The organism is Brevundimonas sp. EU05-FHT14B11, assembly GCF_058790835.1.
The window spans coordinates 967157-985083 of sequence record NZ_JBYTCY010000002.1 but is presented as its reverse complement, the minus strand read 5'-3'; the positions used below and the strand labels follow the sequence as shown (position 1 = coordinate 985083).

19 protein-coding genes and 2 tRNA genes are annotated in these 17927 nt (G+C 69.3%); 13 read left to right on the top strand and 8 right to left on the bottom strand.

All coding sequences use genetic code 11. The features are described from left to right. Nucleotides 1–2 precede the first annotated feature (2 nt). The gene (locus AC3WRV_RS12235) at nucleotides 3–545 is read right to left on the bottom strand and encodes a DUF924 family protein (RefSeq protein ID WP_492313467.1); all 543 of its coding nucleotides are present in this window, start codon (nucleotides 543–545) and stop codon (nucleotides 3–5) included. Here AC3WRV_RS12235 and ilvC point away from each other — a divergent pair. After that, entirely contained in the window at nucleotides 544–1560 is a 1017-nt protein-coding gene (ilvC, locus tag AC3WRV_RS12230) for a ketol-acid reductoisomerase (protein WP_492313466.1), read from the top strand. The two genes, AC3WRV_RS12235 and ilvC, sit on opposite strands and share 2 nt — an antisense overlap. A gap of 69 nt (nucleotides 1561–1629) precedes the next feature. On the opposite strand, the gene AC3WRV_RS12225 is transcribed toward ilvC, so the two are convergent. Then, a tRNA-Pro gene (locus tag AC3WRV_RS12225) sits at nucleotides 1630–1706 on the bottom strand. Nucleotides 1707–1893: 187 nt separating this feature from the next. Here AC3WRV_RS12225 and AC3WRV_RS12220 point away from each other — a divergent pair. Beyond that, nucleotides 1894–1967: transfer RNA gene (locus AC3WRV_RS12220), tRNA-Gln, on the top strand. A gap of 226 nt (nucleotides 1968–2193) precedes the next feature. Then, nucleotides 2194–2382 carry a hypothetical protein gene (locus AC3WRV_RS12215; protein ID WP_291833602.1) on the top strand — a complete coding sequence of 63 codons (189 nt, stop codon included), beginning with the start codon at nucleotides 2194–2196 and terminating at the stop codon, nucleotides 2380–2382. Here AC3WRV_RS12215 and AC3WRV_RS12210 read toward each other — a convergent pair. Then, the gene (locus tag AC3WRV_RS12210; RefSeq protein WP_492313465.1) at nucleotides 2379–2903 is read right to left on the bottom strand and encodes a sensor histidine kinase; all 525 of its coding nucleotides are present in this window, start codon (nucleotides 2901–2903) and stop codon (nucleotides 2379–2381) included. The genes AC3WRV_RS12215 and AC3WRV_RS12210 overlap by 4 nt on opposite strands. A gap of 236 nt (nucleotides 2904–3139) precedes the next feature. Between AC3WRV_RS12210 and AC3WRV_RS12205 the strand changes: the two genes are divergently transcribed. Next, nucleotides 3140–3568, top strand: coding sequence for a response regulator (locus AC3WRV_RS12205; protein WP_291833608.1), 429 nt, complete (start codon nucleotides 3140–3142; stop codon nucleotides 3566–3568). 10 nt (nucleotides 3569–3578) lie between these two features. Here AC3WRV_RS12205 and AC3WRV_RS12200 read toward each other — a convergent pair whose 3' ends face one another. Both AC3WRV_RS12200 and AC3WRV_RS12195 read right to left on the bottom strand, forming a co-directional pair. Beyond that, nucleotides 3579–4118, bottom strand: coding sequence for a GNAT family N-acetyltransferase (locus AC3WRV_RS12200; protein WP_492313464.1), 540 nt, complete (start codon nucleotides 4116–4118; stop codon nucleotides 3579–3581). A 17-nt stretch (nucleotides 4119–4135) separates the two neighbouring features. Beyond that, on the bottom strand, nucleotides 4136–6322 hold the full coding sequence (locus tag AC3WRV_RS12195; protein WP_492313463.1) for a S9 family peptidase: 2187 nt from the start codon (nucleotides 6320–6322) through the stop codon (nucleotides 4136–4138). An 88-nt stretch (nucleotides 6323–6410) separates the two neighbouring features. On the opposite strand from AC3WRV_RS12195, the gene AC3WRV_RS12190 reads away from it, so the two are divergent. The 4 genes from AC3WRV_RS12190 (at nucleotide 6411) to AC3WRV_RS12175 (ending at nucleotide 9955) form a co-directional block, all read left to right on the top strand. Then, on the top strand, nucleotides 6411–7235 hold the full coding sequence (locus tag AC3WRV_RS12190; RefSeq protein WP_492313462.1) for a trypsin-like serine peptidase: 825 nt from the start codon (nucleotides 6411–6413) through the stop codon (nucleotides 7233–7235). A 327-nt stretch (nucleotides 7236–7562) separates the two neighbouring features. After that, nucleotides 7563–7799: a hypothetical protein gene (locus AC3WRV_RS12185; protein ID WP_492313461.1), complete on the top strand. Its 237-nt coding sequence runs from the start codon at nucleotides 7563–7565 to the stop codon at nucleotides 7797–7799. 97 nt (nucleotides 7800–7896) lie between these two features. Next, nucleotides 7897–8991: a dipeptidase gene (locus AC3WRV_RS12180; RefSeq protein WP_492313460.1), complete on the top strand. Its 1095-nt coding sequence runs from the start codon at nucleotides 7897–7899 to the stop codon at nucleotides 8989–8991. 82 nt (nucleotides 8992–9073) lie between these two features. Further along, nucleotides 9074–9955, top strand: coding sequence for an AraC family transcriptional regulator (locus AC3WRV_RS12175; protein WP_492313459.1), 882 nt, complete (start codon nucleotides 9074–9076; stop codon nucleotides 9953–9955). A 12-nt stretch (nucleotides 9956–9967) separates the two neighbouring features. On the opposite strand, the gene AC3WRV_RS12170 is transcribed toward AC3WRV_RS12175, so the two are convergent. Further along, nucleotides 9968–10336, bottom strand: a complete 369-nt coding sequence (locus AC3WRV_RS12170; RefSeq protein ID WP_492313458.1) for a hypothetical protein — start codon at nucleotides 10334–10336, stop codon at nucleotides 9968–9970. A gap of 8 nt (nucleotides 10337–10344) precedes the next feature. Continuing rightward, nucleotides 10345–12129 carry an acyl-CoA dehydrogenase gene (locus tag AC3WRV_RS12165; protein ID WP_492313457.1) on the bottom strand — a complete coding sequence of 595 codons (1785 nt, stop codon included), beginning with the start codon at nucleotides 12127–12129 and terminating at the stop codon, nucleotides 10345–10347. A 133-nt stretch (nucleotides 12130–12262) separates the two neighbouring features. Here AC3WRV_RS12165 and AC3WRV_RS12160 point away from each other — a divergent pair, with 133 nt between their 5' ends. The 5 genes from AC3WRV_RS12160 (at nucleotide 12263) to AC3WRV_RS12140 (ending at nucleotide 16842) form a co-directional block, all read left to right on the top strand. Then, a complete protein-coding gene (locus tag AC3WRV_RS12160) occupies nucleotides 12263–13276 on the top strand; it encodes a serine hydrolase domain-containing protein (RefSeq protein ID WP_492313456.1) in 1014 nt (337 codons plus the stop codon). 14 nt (nucleotides 13277–13290) lie between these two features. Further along, entirely contained in the window at nucleotides 13291–13842 is a 552-nt protein-coding gene (locus AC3WRV_RS12155) for a cytochrome b (RefSeq protein WP_492313455.1), read from the top strand. Nucleotides 13843–13919: 77 nt separating this feature from the next. Continuing rightward, complete coding sequence (locus AC3WRV_RS12150) at nucleotides 13920–14879, top strand: L-threonylcarbamoyladenylate synthase (RefSeq protein WP_492313454.1); 960 nt, start codon at nucleotides 13920–13922, stop codon at nucleotides 14877–14879. 53 nt (nucleotides 14880–14932) lie between these two features. Continuing rightward, nucleotides 14933–15232: a hypothetical protein gene (locus AC3WRV_RS12145; protein WP_492313453.1), complete on the top strand. Its 300-nt coding sequence runs from the start codon at nucleotides 14933–14935 to the stop codon at nucleotides 15230–15232. Between the two features lie 377 nt (nucleotides 15233–15609). Next, nucleotides 15610–16842, top strand: coding sequence for a HEPN-associated N-terminal domain-containing protein (locus AC3WRV_RS12140; protein ID WP_492313452.1), 1233 nt, complete (start codon nucleotides 15610–15612; stop codon nucleotides 16840–16842). Nucleotides 16843–16884: 42 nt separating this feature from the next. On the opposite strand, the gene AC3WRV_RS12135 is transcribed toward AC3WRV_RS12140, so the two are convergent. Further along, on the bottom strand, nucleotides 16885–17925 hold the full coding sequence (locus tag AC3WRV_RS12135) for a patatin-like phospholipase family protein (protein ID WP_492313451.1): 1041 nt from the start codon (nucleotides 17923–17925) through the stop codon (nucleotides 16885–16887). Nucleotides 17926–17927 lie beyond the last annotated feature (2 nt).

Below are 17927 nucleotides of genomic sequence, written 5' to 3'. Positions count from 1 at the left end.
GGTCAGCCCCCGAAGCCGCCGCCGTCCAGGAACGCCTGCTCCTCCGCCGTCGTCGTCCGCCCAAGGCAGGCGTTGCGGTGCGGGAAGCGGCCGAAGCGGACGATGATGTCCCGGTGGACGTGGGCGTACTTCAGCGTCTCGGGCATGTCGCCGCACAGGGGCAGAAGCGCGTCCTGATCCTCCAGAACCTCGGAATGCATCAGCGGCATCACCAGGAACTGGCGCAGGTCGGGGGCGAAGGCCGACAGATAGCCGCGCGCGATCGCCGCCTTGGCGAACGCCAGCGCCAGGGGATCGGTGGCGAACTGGTGCGCCGAGCCGCGGAAGCTGTTGCGGGGGTATTGGTCCAGCAGGATCATCAGGGCCAGAGCGCCTTCCGGCGTCTCCATCCAGTCGTCATGCCGGCGGGCCGCCGCGTCCCAGTGCCCGGCCTTGAGCCTATGGCGGAACAGGGCGTCGAACGCCTCGTCCTTCTTGTACCACTTGTCGGGTCCGGCCTCTTTCCAGAAGCCGACGACGTCGGAAGGCGTTAGATCGTTGCTCATGACCCAGCACATAGCCACGCCTCTGCCCGCGTTCCATGACCGGGACTGCGATCTGTCCATAATTCAGGGCAGGCGCGTCGCCGTGATCGGTTACGGCAGCCAGGGCCGGACCCATGCGCTGAACCTGCGCGACTCGGGCGTCGCCGACATCGTCATCGGCCTGAAGGCGTCGTCGGCGACCCGGGCGAAGGCCCAGGCCGACGGCTTCCCCGTCCTGACGGCGGGTGAGGCGGCGGCGGACGCGGACGTGGTCGCCGTCATGGTCTCGGACGAGGCGCACCGTGACCTGTGGCGCGACGAACTGGAGCCCAACATCCAGCCCGGCGCGGCGCTGATCTTCGCCCATGGCCTGTCGGTGCGGTTCGGGCTGGTGGCGCCGCGCGCCGACCTGGACGTCATCCTGGCCTCGCCCAAGGGGATCGGGCCGCGCATCCGCGACCTGTACGAGGCCGGGGAGGGGGTCTTCTGCCTGTTCGGGGTGCATCAGGACGCCTCGGGCGGGGCGCACGCCCTGGGCCTGTCCTACGCCGCGGCTCTGGGCTGCGGCCGCAAGGGCATTCTGGAGACCACCTTCGCAGCGGAGTGCGAGAGCGACCTGTTCGGCGAGCAGGTGGTCCTGTGCGGCGGCGTGGCCGAACTGGTCGACGGCGCCTTCATGAAGCTGGTGAACGCCGGCTATCCGCCCGAGGTGGCGTGGTTCGAATGCTTCTACGAACTGAAGCTGGTCACCGACCTGATGTTCGAGAAGGGCGTCGCCGGCGCCTTCGGGCGAATCTCCAACACGGCCGAGTACGGCGCCTATCTGACCGGGCCGCGCATCATCGGCGAGGCCTCGAAGGCCGCCATGGACGAGGTGCTGTCCGAGGTCCGGTCGGGCGCCTTCGTACGCAAGCTGATGACCGACTACGACGCCGGCTCGCCGGAGCTGCTGGCCCGCCGCAAGGCCCTGGGCGAGCGCACCATCGAGCGCGTCGGGGCGCATCTGGCGGATGTGGCGTCCAGGGCGGGGGGCTGAAACGAAAAGAGCGCCCCGTGGGGCGCTCATTCGCTCGCTTCCAGGGGCTTCGGGAACCCCTTGAAAGAATGGTCGGAGTGAGAGGATTCGAACCTCCGACCCCTGCGTCCCGAACGCAGTGCTCTACCAGGCTGAGCCACACTCCGACTTGAGGAGGGGGCTTATAGCGACGGGTTTTCCCCCCCGCAAGCGCCGAAACGGCCTTCCCGAAAATAGTCTGGACGGCCCCGAAAGCCTCACAACGCCATTGCTCGAAAAGACCTATTGCGTCCGGCGCGGCCTTGGCGTATCCGACCGCCTCCTCGCTTCCGGGCGGGGCTGCGCCGGACCTGCTGGGGAATGGTGTAATGGTAACACTACGGTTTTTGGTACCGTCATTCTAGGTTCGAGTCCTAGTTCCCCAGCCATCCGCCTCGTCCTCTGACAGGCCCTCCCACGAACCGCTCGCGACAGCGCGGCGCGTTCCTCTGACCGGCTCGCCGCGTGTGCGGCTCTCCAGTTGCGGAAACGGGGCGGTCGACGCCCGAGGTGCGGGCGTGTGCGGCGATGTTCAGATGTCGGGAGTGCGAGGTCATCCTTCAGGAGGGACGCAATTGGCATGCGTCCTATGCGGCCCGGAACTATCGCCACTGCATGGACTGCGCCCGGGCCTATTCGCGGCGGCGCTACGGCCGGATCAAGCCGACGGTGAAGCGCCGGGTGCCGACCGCGCCGGACATGGCCGCCGCCCGCATGGGCCGGACGCGCCGGGAGTGGACGACCGCCAACCGCGCGGTCCTCGCCCGCGAGCGCCGGGACAGGACCGCGGACCGCGAGGCCTAGTGCGTCGGCGCCGTCTCAAGCGGCAGGCGGATGCGCACGCCCACGCCGGCGCCCGGCGCCGTCTCGATGGCGATGGAGCCGCCCAGGTGCTCGACCAGACCGTGGACCAGGGCCAGGCCTTCGCCGGGCTCGATGACGTCGGCACCGACGCCCGAATCGCGCACCACCAGGCTGACCCCGCCGACCGCGCGCGAGAAGGCGACGGCGATGGAGCCGCGCCGATCGTCGGGGAAGGCGTGACGACAGGCGTTGGAGATCAGCTCGTGAGTGATGATGGCCATAGGCAGCAGATGGCTGTCCGGCAGCAGGGTGGCCTGGCCGCGCACGTCCAGCCGCACGGGGCGGCCTTCGCAGGCCCGGCTCCAGAAGGCGGCGACGTCGTCGAGATAGCCGGCGAAGTCCAGCGGCCCTTCGGCGGTCATACGGCGGCTGATCAGCTGCATGGCGGCGGTGACGTCGCTGAGCCAGGTCAGGTGGCGGATGCTCTCCGGATCCCTGACGCTGCGCAGGCGAATCCCCACCAACGTCTGCAGGAGCTGGTAGCCGCCGAGCAAGCGTCGCTCGAGCTCGACAATTCGGTCTTCCGCTACCGCGGCCATCGTTCCCCCAACGATTGAAAAGGCCGGAAATTCTTACCCCACGCCGAACCAAATAGCCAATCACGCGTTCGACCGTCCGCTAGCGGACACAGTAATGGTAAAGAGGTCTGGTTAGCGTTGGGGGTGTGGAGTTGTCCGACCTGCCTGACCTTCGGGTCATGATTGTCGAAGACCAGGCGTTGCTGGCGATGGAGCTCGAACTCGTGCTGGGCGAGTCCGACTGCGATGTCGTGGGCTGCGCCATGGACAAGGCGGGCGCGTTCGCGATCGCCGAGCGCGAACGGCCGGACCTGGCCCTGATCGACGTGAACCTGCTGGACGGCATCACCGGCCCGCAGATCGCCCAGCGAATCGTCGGCGAGTACGGCACGGCCGTGGTGTTCCTGACCGCCAACCCCGAACAGATCCCGGAAGGCTTCGCCGGCGCCCTGGGCGCGGTGTCCAAGCCGTTCGACGAGCACACCATCCGCGCCGTGGTGAACTTCGCCCGCCAGTTCATCCTGCACCGGACGGTCGGCGAGCCCCCGCGCCGGTTCCGCCTGGCGCCGTGGCTGACCACCCCGCCGGACGACATCGCCCCGCACTGAGGGCGAGCCGTCAGAGCCGCAGGCCCTCGCCCTCTGGCGGGCGGCCGTCGGGCGTCAGGTCCAGCTGCATCAGAACGACGTCGATCCAGCGGTCGAACTTCCAGCCGGTCTCGCGCCACACCCCGGCCTCGCGGAAGCCGGCGGCCTTGTGCAGGGCGATGGAGGCCGTGTTGGCGCTGTCGCCGATGGCCCCGATGAGATGGCGCAGGCCCATGACGCGCGCCCGGTCGATCAGGGCCTGCATCAGGGTCCGGCCGATCCCCCGTCCCCGCGCTTCGGGGGCGAGGTAGACCGACAGCTCGACGCAGTAGCGGTAGGCGGGGCGGAGCCGGAACGGGGACAGATAGGCGTAGCCGACGACCGCGCCGTCCAGCTCGGCCGTCAGCCAGGGCAGGTCCAGCGCCCGGACCCCGGCCAGGCGCGACGCCATCTCGGCCTCGTCCGGCGGGACCAGTTCGAACGTCGCCGTACCGTGCAGGACCTCGTCCGCATAGATGGCGGTGATCGCCGGCAGGTCGGCGGCGACGGTGTCGCGCAGGATGGGGCTCATCGGTTCGCTCGCGGGGCTCAGGCCTGTTCCCAGCCCTTCTGGATCGACCAGATGGCGAAGGCGTAGACCACGGCGATGTCCTTCAGATAGTCGAACCGGCCCGACGAGCTGAAGTGGCCGGCGGTCATGTTGATCTTGAGCAGGACCGGCTTGCCCGAGGTCGTGGCGGGCCGCAGCTTGGCGACCCACTTCTCGGGCTCCCAGTAGGTGACGCGTGGGTCCGACAGGCCGCCGGTGGCCAGCACGGCCGGATAGGCCTTGGCCTCGACCTGGTCGTAGGGGCTGTAGCTGAGCATGTAGTCGTAGGCGGCGGGATCGGTGATCGGATCGCCCCACTCGGGCCATTCGCCGGGCGTCAGCGGCAGGCTGACGTCCGACATGGTGTTGATGACGTCGACGAAGGGCACGTCGCCGATGACCCCAGCCCAGAGGTCGGGGCGCATGTTGTTGATCGCCCCCATCAGCAGGCCGCCGGCCGAGCCGCCGTGGGTGACGATGTTGCCGGCGCGGGCGTAGTTCTTGTCGATCAGGTGTTCGGCGGCGGCGATGAAGTCGGTGAAGGTGTTCTTCTTGGTCATCCGGCGCGCGGCCAGGAACCAGCCCCAGCCCTTGTCCGAGCCGCCCCGGATGTGGGCGATGGCGTAGATGAAGCCGCGGTCGACCAGCGACAGGCGGTTGGTGTTGAACCCGGCGCCCATCGGGATGCCATAGGATCCGTAGCCGTAGAGCAGGACCGGCGCCGAGCCGTCCACCGGGGTCGACTTGCGGCGCAGGATGGTGACCGGGACCAGCTCGCCGTCCGAGGCGGGGGCGTTCAGCCGCTCGACCACATAGTCGGCGATGTTGTGGCCCGACGGGACCTCCTGCGTCTTGCGCAGGGTCCGCTCGCGGGTGGCCATGTTGTAGTCGAAGGTCTGCGCGGGCGTGGACGGCGAGGTGTAGACGTACCGCGTCATCGGCGAGTCGTATTCATAGGTCCCGCCCAGACCCAGGACATAGGCGGGCTCGTCCACGGCGATGGCGTGCTCCTCGCCCGCGCGGGTGCGGATGACGATGCGGGTGTTGGCCTCGTGGCGCTCGACCCGGGCCAGATGGCCCGAGAAGGCGGCGACCGATTCGATCAGACGACCGGCGGTGAACGGCACCAGATCGGTCCAGTTGGCGCGGCCCGGGGCGTCGGTGGGGGCGGTGACGATCTTGAAGTCCACGGCGCCGTCGGCGTCGGTGCGGATGACCCAGCGGTCGCCCCAGTGATCGGCGTCATAGCGCAGGGCCTCGCGGCGCGGCTCGATCAGGACCGGCGCCGCATCCGGCTGGTCGGCGGGGACGTAGCGCCATTCCGACTGTTCGCCGTTGGCCGAGGTGATGAGGATGTATTTGTCGTCGGCGCTGCGGCCCAGCCCCATGTACATGCCGTCGTCCGGCTCTTCATAGACGGTGGTGATGTCGCCGCCGGTCACCCGGCGCTTGAGGATCTTGTCCGAGCGGCCGTTGTCGTCGCGGTTGATCCAGAAGATCCAGTCGCCGTCCGCCGAGAAGGCAAGGCCGCCCATGGCGCTTTCGATCGGCGCGCCGACGGACTGGCCCGAGGCCACGTCCTTGATGAAGATGCGGTAGACCTCGGAGCCCTGCGCGTCCTCGGCATAGGCGAACAGGCGGTGGTCGCGGCTGTGTTCGGTCTCGCCGACCGAGGAATAGGCCTTGCCCTCGGCCAGCGCGTTGGCGTCCAGCAGGACGACCTCGCCGTCGGTCCGGCCCTTGGGACGGCGGCAGTAGAGCGGGTGCTGCTGGCCGGCCTCGAAGCGGGTGTAATACTCCCACGGACCGTCGGGCAGGGGGACGGAGCTGTCGTCCTCCTTGATGCGGCCCTTCATCTCCTCGAACAGCTCCTGCTGGAGCGGCTCGGTCGAGCGCATCATGGCCTCGCGATAGGCGTTCTCGGCGGTCAGGTGTTCCTTGACGTCGGCCTTGATGAGCGATGGGTCGCGCAGGACCTGCTGCCAGTTGTCGTCCTTCATCCACTGATAGTCGTCGGTCCGGGTGCGGCCCAGCTGTTCGATGGTGACGGGGATCTTCTTGGCGACGGGCGGGACGGGCGCGTTGGGCATCGAGGCTCCGGTAGGGGACTTGGCGTGGGCCATGGCGGGGAGGGCGGTCGCGGCGAGCGCGGCGGAGGCGGTGGTCAGCAGGTCGCGGCGATTCATCTCAAGTCTCCCCCGGATGGACGGCGGACCTTGTGCGTCCCGGCCCCGCGCCGTCAAATGAACAAACGCCCGTGGCCCCGGTATGCCGATGTTCGATCTTCAGGTCCCGCCCGAACCCGTCCAGGATCCGCCTGTCGCCGAGGTGGTGCAGGCCGCGCCCGTCTGGGACCTGACCGTCGGCCTGATCAAGGCGACGGTGCAGCTGGACCAGCCGATCAATGCGACCGAGCGCAAGGTGGGCACGGCCTTCCTGATCAACGCCCCCACCCCGGACGGGAAGCCGCGCACGGTGCTGGTCACCGCCGCCCATGTGCTGGACGGCATGCCGTCGGCGCAGGCGCGGATCGGCTGGCGGGTCGAGACCCCGGACGGCGGCTGGCGGTTCGCGCCGCAGCCCCTGCGCATCCGCGAGGACGACGGCGATCCGCTGTGGACCAAGCACCCCGAGCGCGACATCGCGGTCATGGCCATCACCGCCCCGTCCGAGTTCGCCGAGGCGGCCATCCCGCTGGGCTGGCTGGCCAACGCCTATGCGCTGGACGCCTGGCAGGTGGGGCCGGGCGACGAGCTGATGACCCTGGGCTATCCGCATGGGTATTCGGCCAATACGGCGGGCTTCCCGATCCTGCGGACCGGGCGGGTGGCGTCCTGGCCGCTGACCCCGATCCGGGCCTTCCCGACCTTCCTGCTGGATTTCAACGTCTTTCCCGGCAACTCGGGCGGGCCGGTGTTCTGGACCCCGTCGGCGCGCAAGCTGCCGGGCACGGCCCAGCCCGAGCACCCCTTCATCGCCGGGGTGCTGGTGCAGGAGATGCGGGTCGGCGGCGAGACGGTGGGCATCGGGATCGTGGCCCATGCGGACTATGTGCGCGAGGCGATCGCGGTGATGGATGGGGTGGCGGTTTCGCGCTGATCGCGATCGTCATTCCGGCTCGCTCTCCCACACCGCTCATCCCGGCGAACGCCGGGACCCCGTCCTGTCCAGCGTGACACGAGCCCCTGGATTGACGGCGTGAGGTCAGCCCGGCGCCGCTCATCGCCCAAGGCGCCGGGTCCCGGCGTTCGCCGGGATGAGCGGAGATGAAAAACGTGGGTGTGGCGGGGGTTTTCGGCGGCCTCTTCGTCGCCTTCGTCTCTCGCGGAAGGTCCGGCGGCGGTCGGAATTGGGCGCGAGCCCCGGAATGACCGGGTCGGAAACTTTTTTCGGCGTTTCGGAAAAAAGCGAGTGCGAAGAGTGCGGATGGCCGTGCAGCCGTCCGGCCTTCACGCGGGCGGCGAAGCGCAGTGCGCGCAGGGCTTTCATGACGAGACGGCCCCAGTCGCGGGCGGCGCGGGCGCGGCGCTGACGGCGGGCGGCGGTCCGTTGCTCCACGGCGAAGCGATGGATCGCCCGCATGTCCGCAGAGCCGTCGTCGAGGAGGAATGGGCTGATCATGCCCGACAGGATGACACGGCCATGCGTCGGGATTGGACGTAGGGAGGTGAGCCGGTGTGAAGACGCCGGCGACGTTACGGCGATTTAACTCGTGGTTCCCGGACAACCGCCGCCAAGCTCCAGGCTTGGGAGAGCGCACATGAACCGACGTGAATTGCTGGCGGGCTCTCTCGGGGGCGCGGCCCTGGTCGGCCTCGGGCCCGTGCAGGCGCAGGGCCGGACGCCTCGACGCTTCATGGTGGATGCGCTGGCGATCGGCGGGGCGGGATCGGTGGACGGTCCGGAAGTCCTGGCCGCCGGAATGGATGCGTTGGTCCTGGACATGACCATCTTCCCGCGCGCGCAGGGGGAGGCGACGGCGGCCCTGTCGGCGTGGAACACCCGCGTGGCGGAGGACGGCGCGGCGTTGAGCCTCATCCGCAAGGGGGCTGATTTCCAGGCCGCCCGGGACGCCGGCAAGCTGGGCGTGGTCATCGCGTGCCAGGACGCGTCGATCCTGGGACCGTCGGTCATTTCCTATTCCGACCGGAACCTGGAGGCTCTGAGAGCCATGCACGCCGCGGGGCTGAGAATCCTCCAGCTGACTCACAACGAGAGGACCGGCGCGGGCGACGGCTTCATGGAGCCCCAGGACGGCGGCCTGTCGTTGCTGGGCGCCCGGGTCGTGGAGGAGATGGGCCGGCTGGGCGGCCTGATCGACCTGTCCCATTGCAGCGAGCGGACGACCATCGAGGCCATCCGCCTGTCCGCCGGACCGATCGCCGTCACCCACGCCGGCTGCCGCGCCTTGCACCCCAGCCTGCGCAACAAGACGGACGAGGCGATCCGGGCGCTGGCGGACAAGGGCGGCTTCTTCGGCGTCTTCATGATGAGCCGCTGGCTGACGGACCGCGACACCTCCTCGGTCGAGGACGTCGTGGATCACATCGACCATGTGGTGAAGATCGGCGGCGTCGAGGTCGCGGGGTTCGGCAGCGACCAGCCGGCGATGGGCGACCCCAGTCCCCAGGCCGCCAAGGTCGCCCGGCTAGCCGACTATCAGGCCCGGAACCTGGGACGGGCCGGGGCAGAGCCGCTGCACGGCCACGTGACCTGTGCGGACATGGACGGCCCGGACCGGATGATGGTGCTGGCCGGGGCCCTGGCGCGGAGAGGCTACGGCGCCTCGGACGTCGACAAGATCGTGGGCGGCAATTTCGTGAGGGTGTTCAGCGACGCTACGGCCGGATCCTAGGGCGGAGCGCAGAACCGCAAGATCGGTCGAGCGCGCGACGGGCCGACGCGTCAAACCCGGATCGCCACAACGGATGAGGACGATGACGGCGGCGCTGGACCACTATCATGCCCGGATGCGGAGGGTGCTGGATCATGTCGACCGGCATCTGGACGGCGATCTGGACCTGGAGACGGTGAGCGGCGTCGCGGCGTTTTCCAAATTCCACTTCCATCGGCAGTTCAAGGCGACCTTCGGGGTGTCCCTGCATCGCTACGTCCAGCTGGCCCGCCTCAGGCAGGCCTCGAAACGGCTGGCCGACGGGCAGGGGGCCAGCGTGACCGACATCGCCCTGGACGCCGGCTACGAGACGCCCGACGCCTTCGCCCGCGCCTTTCGGCAGAGGTTGAGGCAGTCGCCGTCCAGTTTCCGGAAGTCTCCCGACTGGGAGCCGTGGCTCCGGGCCTTCGGGCCTTTCAACGCAGCCAGGAGCAAGCTCATGCCGACGACCTTCACCCCCGACCAGATCACCATTCGCGAGGTGGCCCCGACCCGCGTGGCGATGTTCGAACACCGGGGCGACCCGGAGACCCTGGACGTCACCATCCAGCGCTTCATCGCCTGGCGGAAGGCCGCCGGGCTGTCGCCCCAGACCAGCCCGACCTTCAACATCTGGTATTCCGAGCGGCGGCCCGCGAACCCCGCGGACTACCGCATGGACCTGTGCGTCGGGCTGAGCCCCGACCAGCCGATCATCGATCGGGGCGAGGGGGTCCGGGAAGGCGAGATCCCCGGCGGCCGCTGCGCCGTGCTGCGGGTGACCGGGGACACCCACAACCTGGAGCCCGCGGCCCTGTACCTGTACCGCGACTGGCTGCCGGCGAGCGGCGAGGAGATGCGGGACTTCCCCATCTACTGCCAGCGCTTCGTGCTGGGTGATCCGGAGCAGGGGGCGGCGGCGGAGCTGCACCTGCCGCTGAAGTAGAGGGCTGAGCCGTCAGATCCAGCAGCCGGCCAGGGACATGACGGCGATCATCGACCAAGCCAGGGTTATCGGACAGACGGCGAGGGCCACGCCCGCGACGAACCGCCGATAGCCCTTGGCGAAGAGGGTGAGGACGACGCCTCCGATGATGCTGATCAGCGCGAGGATCATCGGGACATCGTTCAGCGACCGCTCCACGCACGACACCGCCGGGAGGCCGAACGCCGTCTGCAGCGCGATGATGCACAGCAGCGGCGCGAGCAGGAGGAGGACGACCCAGAGGTAGGGCCGTACGGGATGCATGCGCCACGGATAGGCCCAGAACGCCAAGCCCAGCCCGAAAGGCGTCAGGATGGGGCTGAACAGGGCGAGGGTGAACATCGGTGAGCTCAGCCGGCCAGCACGTCCACGCTCATCCGTTCCAGCAGGGCGCCGCCCTGGCCGACGGCGGCGAGGCGGCTGGAGACGTGGCCCAGGACGTTGGCGGCGTAGACTTCGTAGAGCGCGATCTTGCCTTCCAGCCAGACCGGATCGCCCCGTTCGGCGTCCAGCTCGGCGCGGGCCCACAGGGCGCCCTTGGCCAGCATCCAGCCGCCCGTGACGTCGCCCAGCAGCTTCAGATAGGCGTCGGCGGCGGCCAGGACGTCGGCGGCGCGGTCCTTGTCGCTCTTGGCGTCCAGCAGCCAGAGGGTGGCGTCCTCGACGGCCTCGACGGCGTTGGCGAAGCGCTCGACCGGCTTGCCGGTGTAGAGCTTGTGCAGCTGGGCCAGGGTGATCTTGAAGTCGGCGATCAGGTCGCGGGCGGACTGGCCGCCGTCCTGGGACAGCTTGCGGCCGACCAGGTCCATGGCCTGGATCCCGTTGGTGCCCTCGTAGATCGGGGTGATGCGGGCGTCGCGGTAGTACTGGGCCGCGCCGGTCTCCTCGATGAAGCCCATGCCGCCGTGGACCTGGACGCCCTGGGAGGCGACCTCGCAGCCGACGTCGGTGGACCAGGCCTTAGCGATGGGGGTGAACAGGTCCTCGCGGCCCTTCCACTGGCGGCGCTCATCCTCGGTGGCGGCGTGGCGGGCCAGGTCGGCGGCGACGCCGGTGGACAGGCAGATGGCGCGGGCGGCGGCGATCCTGGCCTTCATCACCGACAGGGTGCGGCGCACGTCCGGGTGATCGACGATGGGGCTGTTGGCGGCGCCGGTCCAGACGCTGCGGCCCTGCTTGCGCTCGCGGGCGTATTCGAGGGCGTGCTGGTAGGCGCGCTCGGCGATGCCGACGCCCTCGACGCCGACGGCGAGGCGGGCGGCGTTCATCATGATGAACATGTGGGCCAGGCCCTCGTTGGGCGTGCCGACCAGTTCGGCGACGGCGTCCTCATAGGCCATGACGCAGGTGGGCGAGCCGTGGATGCCCAGCTTGTGCTCGACGCTGACGGGATGGAAGCTGTTGCGCGCGCCCAGCGAGCCGTCCGGGTTCACCAGATACTTGGACGCCAGGAACAGGCTGATGCCCTTGGGCCCGGCGGGGGCGTCGGGCAGGCGGGCCAGCACCAGGTGGACGATGTTGTCCGTGGCGTCGTGGTCGCCCCAGGTGATGAAGATCTTCTGGCCCGAGAGCCGGTAGGTCCCGTCGGCCTGGGGGACGGCGGTGGCGGTCAGGGCGCCGAGGTCCGAGCCGGCCTGCGGCTCGGTCAGCACCATGGCGCCGGTCCATTCGCCGGAGACCAGCTTCGTCAGATAGGTTTCTTTCTGCGCGTCGGTGCCCTGGGCCTCCAGCGCCTCGATGGAGGCCAGCGACAGCATGGGACACAGGCCGAAGGCCATGTTGGCGGCGTGCACCGTCTCATAGGCGGCCAGCTCCAGCGCCTTGGGCAGTTGCTGCCCGCCGGAGTGGGCCTGGGCGGTCAGGCCGGTCCAGCCGCCCTCGGCGAACTGGCGGTAGGCGTCGGCGAAGCCCGGGGCGGCGGTGACGTTCCCGTCCTTGCAGATCGAGCCCTTCTGGTCGCCGATGCGGTTCAGCGGGGCCAGGACGCCCTCGGAGAACTGGCCCGCCGCCTCCAGCACCGCGCCCATCAGGTCGGCGTCATAGTCGGGGAAGGCGCCGGTGGCGGCGACCTGGTCGATGCCGGCCACTGCCTGCAGGGTGAAGGCGAGATCACGGATCGGGGCGCGGTAGGTCATGGAGAGTCCTTGGAACGTCACGTCAGCTTTGCCCTCGTGACGCCACGGCAGGCAAGTGCGGGCGCCGCATCGACGCATCGACATCGGGAGCGGCGGCCCTACATACTCGCGACAGTCGGAGGCGGAGAAGACCATGCGGCGCAGGGAGCTGATGATCGGCGGGATGCTGGCGGCCGGCGGTCTGGTCGCGGCGCGCGCCCCTGACGCCCGCGGCCTGGACGTCGTGCTGAGGGGGTTCGACGCCGACGAGCATCCGGATCTCAGGGGCGTGGTCGTGCGCGTGGACGGGCAGGTCGCGGCCGAGCGCCACTACAACGGCCAGCCGGCGAACACGCTTCACGACATGCGGTCCGCCGGCAAGAGCGTGACCTCGCTGCTGGTGGGCGCGGCCCGCGATCGGGGACTGATCGACAGCCTGGCCGATCCGGTCCGGCGCTACTGGCCGGAGGCGGCGGGCAGCGCGATCGGCGACGTGACCCTGTCGGATATCCTCACCATGCGGTCGGGACTGGCGGCCGACGACGACCGGTCCGAATCGCCGGGCAACGAGGACCGGCTGGATGCGGCGCCCGATCCCGTGGCCTTCGTTCTGGAGACGCCCCGCGCCGCGCCGCCGGGATCGACCTATCTCTACAACTCCCTGACCGCCTATGTGGCCGGGCTGGTGGTCGAGAAGGCCACGGGCCGGCAGGGGCGGGACTTCGCGCGCGAGGCGCTGTTCGACCCGCTGGGGATCACGCGTTTCGACTGGGCCGTCGACGCGGCGGGCCGGCTGAAGGGGCAGGGGAACCTGTCGCTGGCGACGCACGACATGGCCCTGATCGGCCAGATGGCGCTGGATGGCGGATCGACCGGCGGTCGTCAGGTGATCAGCCGCGGATGGATCGAGGAGAGCCTGAGCCCGAAGGTGGCGATCGGCGCGGTGGATCCGTACGCCGACGGCTACGGCTATTTCTGGTACGCCAAGGCCCTGCCGGTGGGGGACAGGACCGTCGACATCCGGTTCGCTTCGGGCAACGGCGGCAACAAGATCTATGTCGTTCCGGCCCGGAACATGGTCGTGGCCGTCACGTCGAGCGCCTATGGCCGGGGCTATGGCCAGCGCCGGTCCCAGGCGATCCTGACCGCGCTTCTGGCGGCCGGCTGACCGGGAGGGATGTGATGGCCGAACCGCGCAACCGATACTCCGTGACCTCGCTGGTGCTGCACTGGCTGATCGCGGTGCTGATCCTGGTCCAGATTCTGCTGATCACCGCCCATGAGGCGACAGAGGGGCCGCTGTCGCGAGAGTTCATACAGATCCACAAGTCGGTGGGCCTGACGATCCTGCTGCTGACCCTGGCGCGGATCGGCTGGCGGATCGCCCATCCGGCCATTCCTCTGCCCGGCCATATGAAGCCGTGGGAGAGGCGGTTCGCCCGCGTGACGCATGTGCTGTTCTACGTCGCCCTGATCGCCCTGCCGCTGACCGGATGGGCGGCCAGTTCGACGGGCGGGCGGGACATCCCGTTCTTCGGCCTGTTCGACTGGCCCCTGCTGCCGATCGGGGGCGGGCGCGAGGCGGGGCGGGCCCTGATGGAGGCGCACGGGATCGCGGTGAAGGCGCTCTACGTCCTGCTGGCCCTGCATGTGGCGGCGGCGCTGAAGCACCACTTCATCGACCGGGACAACATCCTGCACCGGATGATCCCGCTGATTCCGCGTCGGCCCTGAGACCGGAGGCGGGGGTTGCGCCGGGGTAGGGCGAGGGCGCACATGACCGGCGACGACGGCATGAGGATTTGAGACGCGTGGAACGGCTGGATCTGACGACGGGTCGGGACGCGGGGGCCGAGGAAGCCGCCGTCCGGGCGCTGGCGGACGGCAAGCTGATCGTCCTGCCGACCGAGACCGTCTACGGCCTGGCGGCCGACGCGTCCGACGCCCGCGCCGTGGCCGCCATCTTCGAGGCCAAGGGGCGGCCGCGCTTCAATCCCCTGATCGCCCATGTGGCCGACGCCGCCGGCGCCGAGGCCGTCGCGGTGTTCGACGACCGCGCGCGGCGCCTGGCCGAGGCTTTCTGGCCCGGCCCCCTGACCATCGTGGCCCCGGTGAGGAACCGCGAGGCGGTGTGTGACCTGGCCCGGGCCGGGCTGGACAGCGTGGCGGTGCGCGTGCCCGGCCACGCCCGCGCCCGCGAGGTGATCGGCGCCTTCGGCGGGCCGGTGGTCGCCCCCTCGGCCAACCGCTCGGGCCGGCCCAGCCCGACGACCTTCGCCGACGCCATGGAGGAGACCGGCTTCGCCGCCGCCGAGGGCGTGGACGGCGGCCCCTGCGCCGTGGGGGTGGAGAGCACGGTGGTGTCGGTGCTGAACGGGGTGGTCAGCCTGCTGCGCCCCGGCGCCGTGACCCGCGACGAGCTGGAGGCGGTGGTCGGACCGCTGGACGGGGCGCCGGACGGGGGCGGGGAGGGACATCGTTCGCCCGGCCGCCTGACCCTGCACTATGCGCCGGACGCGCCGGTGCGGATCAATGCGACGAGCCTGCACAAGGGCGAACTGCTGCTGGGCTTCGGCCCCGGCGTGGGCGATCCGCGCTGGAGCCTGAGCCCGACGGGGGACCTGCGCGAGGCGGCGGCCAACCTGTTCCGGCGGTTCCGCGAGGCCGACCGCGAGAAGCCGTCGGGCATCGCCGTGGCGCCCGTGCCGCTGGACGGCCTGGGCGAGGCGATCAACGACCGGCTGCGGCGCGCGGCGGGGCATATCGGGTGACATTCGCTCGGGGCGCTCAGTGGGGGGTGTTCGCCGTGGGCTCGGCGGGTGCATTGCTGACCGCATGGGGGGCGCTGCAGATCGCTGGTAACTTGCTGCCGGCTTTGGGCTCTTCGTGGTCCATATTCGCCTTGGGCGCCGTCTTCGGGCTTGTAGGTCTGGGCGCATTGGCGGGGACCGGGGTGGCCTACTGGATGCTGGAAAAGAGACGGTGGGGCGTGATGATTCTGGTGCTGGCCGCATGCACCCTGTCGTTGCCGATCCTTGCAATGGCAATCGGGCCGCTCGTGCCGCCTCTGCCTTATGATGAACAGGGGCGACCCATTCATCCGCAAGCGACGGCGATCGGCTGATCCCACCGCAAAGGTGACGGGGATTTCACTGGTTCGTCCGGGGAAGCGCGGCCGCGCCCACCTGGCGGCGCGCGAGCTGTTCCGGCGGCTGGAGTCCAGCGGGAAGATCAAGGTGCGCCCCGCGCGCCCCTCAGAAATTCGAGCATCACGCTCTCGGCCTCATCTGCATTGTTGGACGCCGGCGTTCGGGATACGCCGAAGCCCGACTCAAGATCGGCCGTCGCGGCGATACCGCCGCGGTTTGGGAGGAGGGGATGGCGAGGGCTAGGCGCGGCCGAAGTACCGCAAAGATCGACCCGGAGAGCGATGCCGACGAATCGGAGTGCGAACTCGGTCGCGTTGTCGACACCCCCGAGTATGCCGAGTGGGCCGACGGGATGGCCGATCGTGCCTGCAGCCACGAATGCGATCCCCGCAGTGTCTGTCATCATTGCTTTCAGGACGCGGGCCTACGGCGCTACGTTCGTCATGCAGCGAACGCGCGAGTCTGCGACTTCTGCGGCAGGCGCTTCAGGAAAGACCGCGCTGCGCCGCTCGAGACGGTGGCGCGGTTCGTCGAAGGTTGCCTGCGACGGAACTACGACCATCCGGAAAACGTGCTGTTCTACGACCGGGAAAGCGAAAGCGGCTGGGCGGGGAATGTCTGGAGCAATTCGGAACTGATTGAAGAGACGGTCGCCGCCGACTGGCCGGTGATGGAAGCGATCATCGCCTGCTTCAATCCCGATTTCGAATGGTGCGAAGCAGATCCCGCCCTGTTCATGCCCGAGGAGCACCTGCGGGTGAGTTGGGAGATCTTCTGCGACTACGTCAAACACAGGTCGCGCTTCATGTTCCTGCGCCCGGATGAAAGCGGCCGTCGGTTCTCCGACGAGCAGGACGACACGCTGGTGCGTTCGACTGAAATGCTGGATCTGTTCGGAGAAGCGATCGAGGCATGCAACCTGATCCACACGCTTGGAGCCCGAACGCGCCTGTACCGGGTGAGGTCGGTGAGCGACAGTGGCTGGTTCACAACCCCGGAAGACCTCGGACCGCCACCGTCTTCGCCAACGGGACCGCCGGCCAGCCGTATGAGCCCGGCCGGCATCCCGTTGCTCTATGTGGCGCTGGACGAAAAAACCGCCCTGGAAGAGACGATGTCTGGCTCAGGTCGGGCGTCCATGGCCGCCTTCTCGCCGATGCGCGCGCTGCGTCTGCTTGACCTGCGGGGGGACCGTCCCGTGCCTTACCGCAGCATCTTCGAGAAGGCCTCGAGCGTCGAGCGGGGAATGCCCCAGTTCGTAAGAGCGTTCCGGAACGAGATCGCTCGGCCGGTTGCCCGGGACGGTCGCGAGCATATTGAATATGTCCCGTCTCAAATCGTCACCGAGTTCATACGCCGGGTGTATCGAACCTCGGCCGGCGAGCGCCTCGACGGCGTTCTCTATCCCAGCACCAAGAACCCGGAGGGCGTTTGCGCGGCGCTGTTCGTCACTGCTGGGGAGATCAAAGACTCGGGCGCGCGATATGGACGCGAGCCGCTGCTGCGGTTTCGACCGCGATCGGTTCGTCGGCTCCAGGTACGGTTTCGCAGCGGGCGGGTTTCGCGGTGGAGCGCCGCTTCCTGATCAGGCCTTTGTCGATCCGGTGTCAGCGTCGACCACCTGATCCTAGAGAAACCGCGCCCTGATATCCACGCTGGAGCGTTCGCCCACGTCGTCGAAACAGGTCGTCAGCCAGTCCTCCGCCGCCTCGCGGCCATGGCCCTTCAGCCGGTTGAGGAAGGTCCATTCGGTGTCGAACTTGGACCCCAGTGAAAGCGGCGCGAGCCAGCGGTCGCTGTCGATGGCGTGCATGCGGATCGCCTGGGCGCGGTGGCGGTTTCCGGTCTGGAGCTGACCGTCGGCGATCAGGGACTGGAGCAGGGCGAAGGCGCGCAGCTCGGAGACCAGGGGGGCGTTGAAGACGATCTCGTTGAGGCGGTCCATGATCTCGCCGGCGGCGTGGGGCGTGTCCTCGCGCACGAAGGGGTTCAGCGGCAGGATCAGGACGTCGTCGGGCGTGTCCGGATGGATCAGGGGCCACAGCGCCGGATTGGCCAGATAGCCGCCGTCCCAATAGCTTTCGCCGTCGATCTCCACCGCCTGGAAGAGGTGCGGCAGGCACGAGGAGGCGAGCAGGACCTCGGGCGTGATCTCGGCGGTCCTGAAGACGCGGGCGCGGCCCTGTTTCACCGCCGTGGCCGAGACGAAGACGGAGATGGACGAGGCGCGCACGGCCTCGAAATCGATGGCCGTGTCGAGGACCCGCCGGAGCGGGTTCAGGTTGAAGGGGTTGAACTGATAGGGGCTCATCGACAGGGCGATGTTCTCGCCGGTGCGCCACAGGCCGGTGTCCTTCAGCCAGCCGGGCGTCAGGGCCGCGCTCCAGATCGAGGAATCGCCGAAGACGTTGCGGCCGCCGGACTGGTTGACCTCGCGCCACAGCAGATCCAGCTGCCTGCGGGCGCCGTCGGGGCCGCCGGTCTCCAGGCCGCTGACCAGGGCCGCGGCGTTCATGGCTCCGGCGGAGGCGGCGGTGACGGCGCGGACGTCCAGGCGGTCGTCCTCGAGCAGGCGGTCGAGCACGCCCCACTGGAAGGCGCCGTGGGAGCCGCCGCCCTGAAGGGCGAGGCAGACCGGACGACGCTTGGGGGCCGCCGGCTTGGCCATGG

Excerpts from the sequence above, each read along its gene's own strand:
- ilvC (WP_492313466.1), top strand. The coding sequence starts at position 544 with ATGACCCAGCACATAGCCACGCCTCTGCCCGCGTTCCATGACCGGGAC.
- AC3WRV_RS12235 (WP_492313467.1), bottom strand. The coding sequence starts at position 545 with ATGAGCAACGATCTAACGCCTTCCGACGTCGTCGGCTTCTGGAAAGAG.
- AC3WRV_RS12215 (WP_291833602.1), top strand. The coding sequence starts at position 2,194 with ATGGACTGCGCCCGGGCCTATTCGCGGCGGCGCTACGGCCGGATCAAG.
- AC3WRV_RS12205 (WP_291833608.1), top strand. The coding sequence starts at position 3,140 with ATGATTGTCGAAGACCAGGCGTTGCTGGCGATGGAGCTCGAACTCGTG.
- AC3WRV_RS12200 (WP_492313464.1), bottom strand. The coding sequence starts at position 4,118 with ATGAGCCCCATCCTGCGCGACACCGTCGCCGCCGACCTGCCGGCGATC.
- AC3WRV_RS12195 (WP_492313463.1), bottom strand. The coding sequence starts at position 6,322 with ATGAATCGCCGCGACCTGCTGACCACCGCCTCCGCCGCGCTCGCCGCG.
- AC3WRV_RS12190 (WP_492313462.1), top strand. The coding sequence starts at position 6,411 with ATGTTCGATCTTCAGGTCCCGCCCGAACCCGTCCAGGATCCGCCTGTC.
- AC3WRV_RS12185 (WP_492313461.1), top strand. The coding sequence starts at position 7,563 with ATGGCCGTGCAGCCGTCCGGCCTTCACGCGGGCGGCGAAGCGCAGTGC.
- AC3WRV_RS12180 (WP_492313460.1), top strand. The coding sequence starts at position 7,897 with ATGAACCGACGTGAATTGCTGGCGGGCTCTCTCGGGGGCGCGGCCCTG.
- AC3WRV_RS12175 (WP_492313459.1), top strand. The coding sequence starts at position 9,074 with ATGACGGCGGCGCTGGACCACTATCATGCCCGGATGCGGAGGGTGCTG.
- AC3WRV_RS12170 (WP_492313458.1), bottom strand. The coding sequence starts at position 10,336 with ATGTTCACCCTCGCCCTGTTCAGCCCCATCCTGACGCCTTTCGGGCTG.
- AC3WRV_RS12165 (WP_492313457.1), bottom strand. The coding sequence starts at position 12,129 with ATGACCTACCGCGCCCCGATCCGTGATCTCGCCTTCACCCTGCAGGCA.
- AC3WRV_RS12160 (WP_492313456.1), top strand. The coding sequence starts at position 12,263 with ATGCGGCGCAGGGAGCTGATGATCGGCGGGATGCTGGCGGCCGGCGGT.
- AC3WRV_RS12155 (WP_492313455.1), top strand. The coding sequence starts at position 13,291 with ATGGCCGAACCGCGCAACCGATACTCCGTGACCTCGCTGGTGCTGCAC.
- AC3WRV_RS12140 (WP_492313452.1), top strand. The coding sequence starts at position 15,610 with ATGGCCGATCGTGCCTGCAGCCACGAATGCGATCCCCGCAGTGTCTGT.
- AC3WRV_RS12135 (WP_492313451.1), bottom strand. The coding sequence starts at position 17,925 with ATGGCCAAGCCGGCGGCCCCCAAGCGTCGTCCGGTCTGCCTCGCCCTT.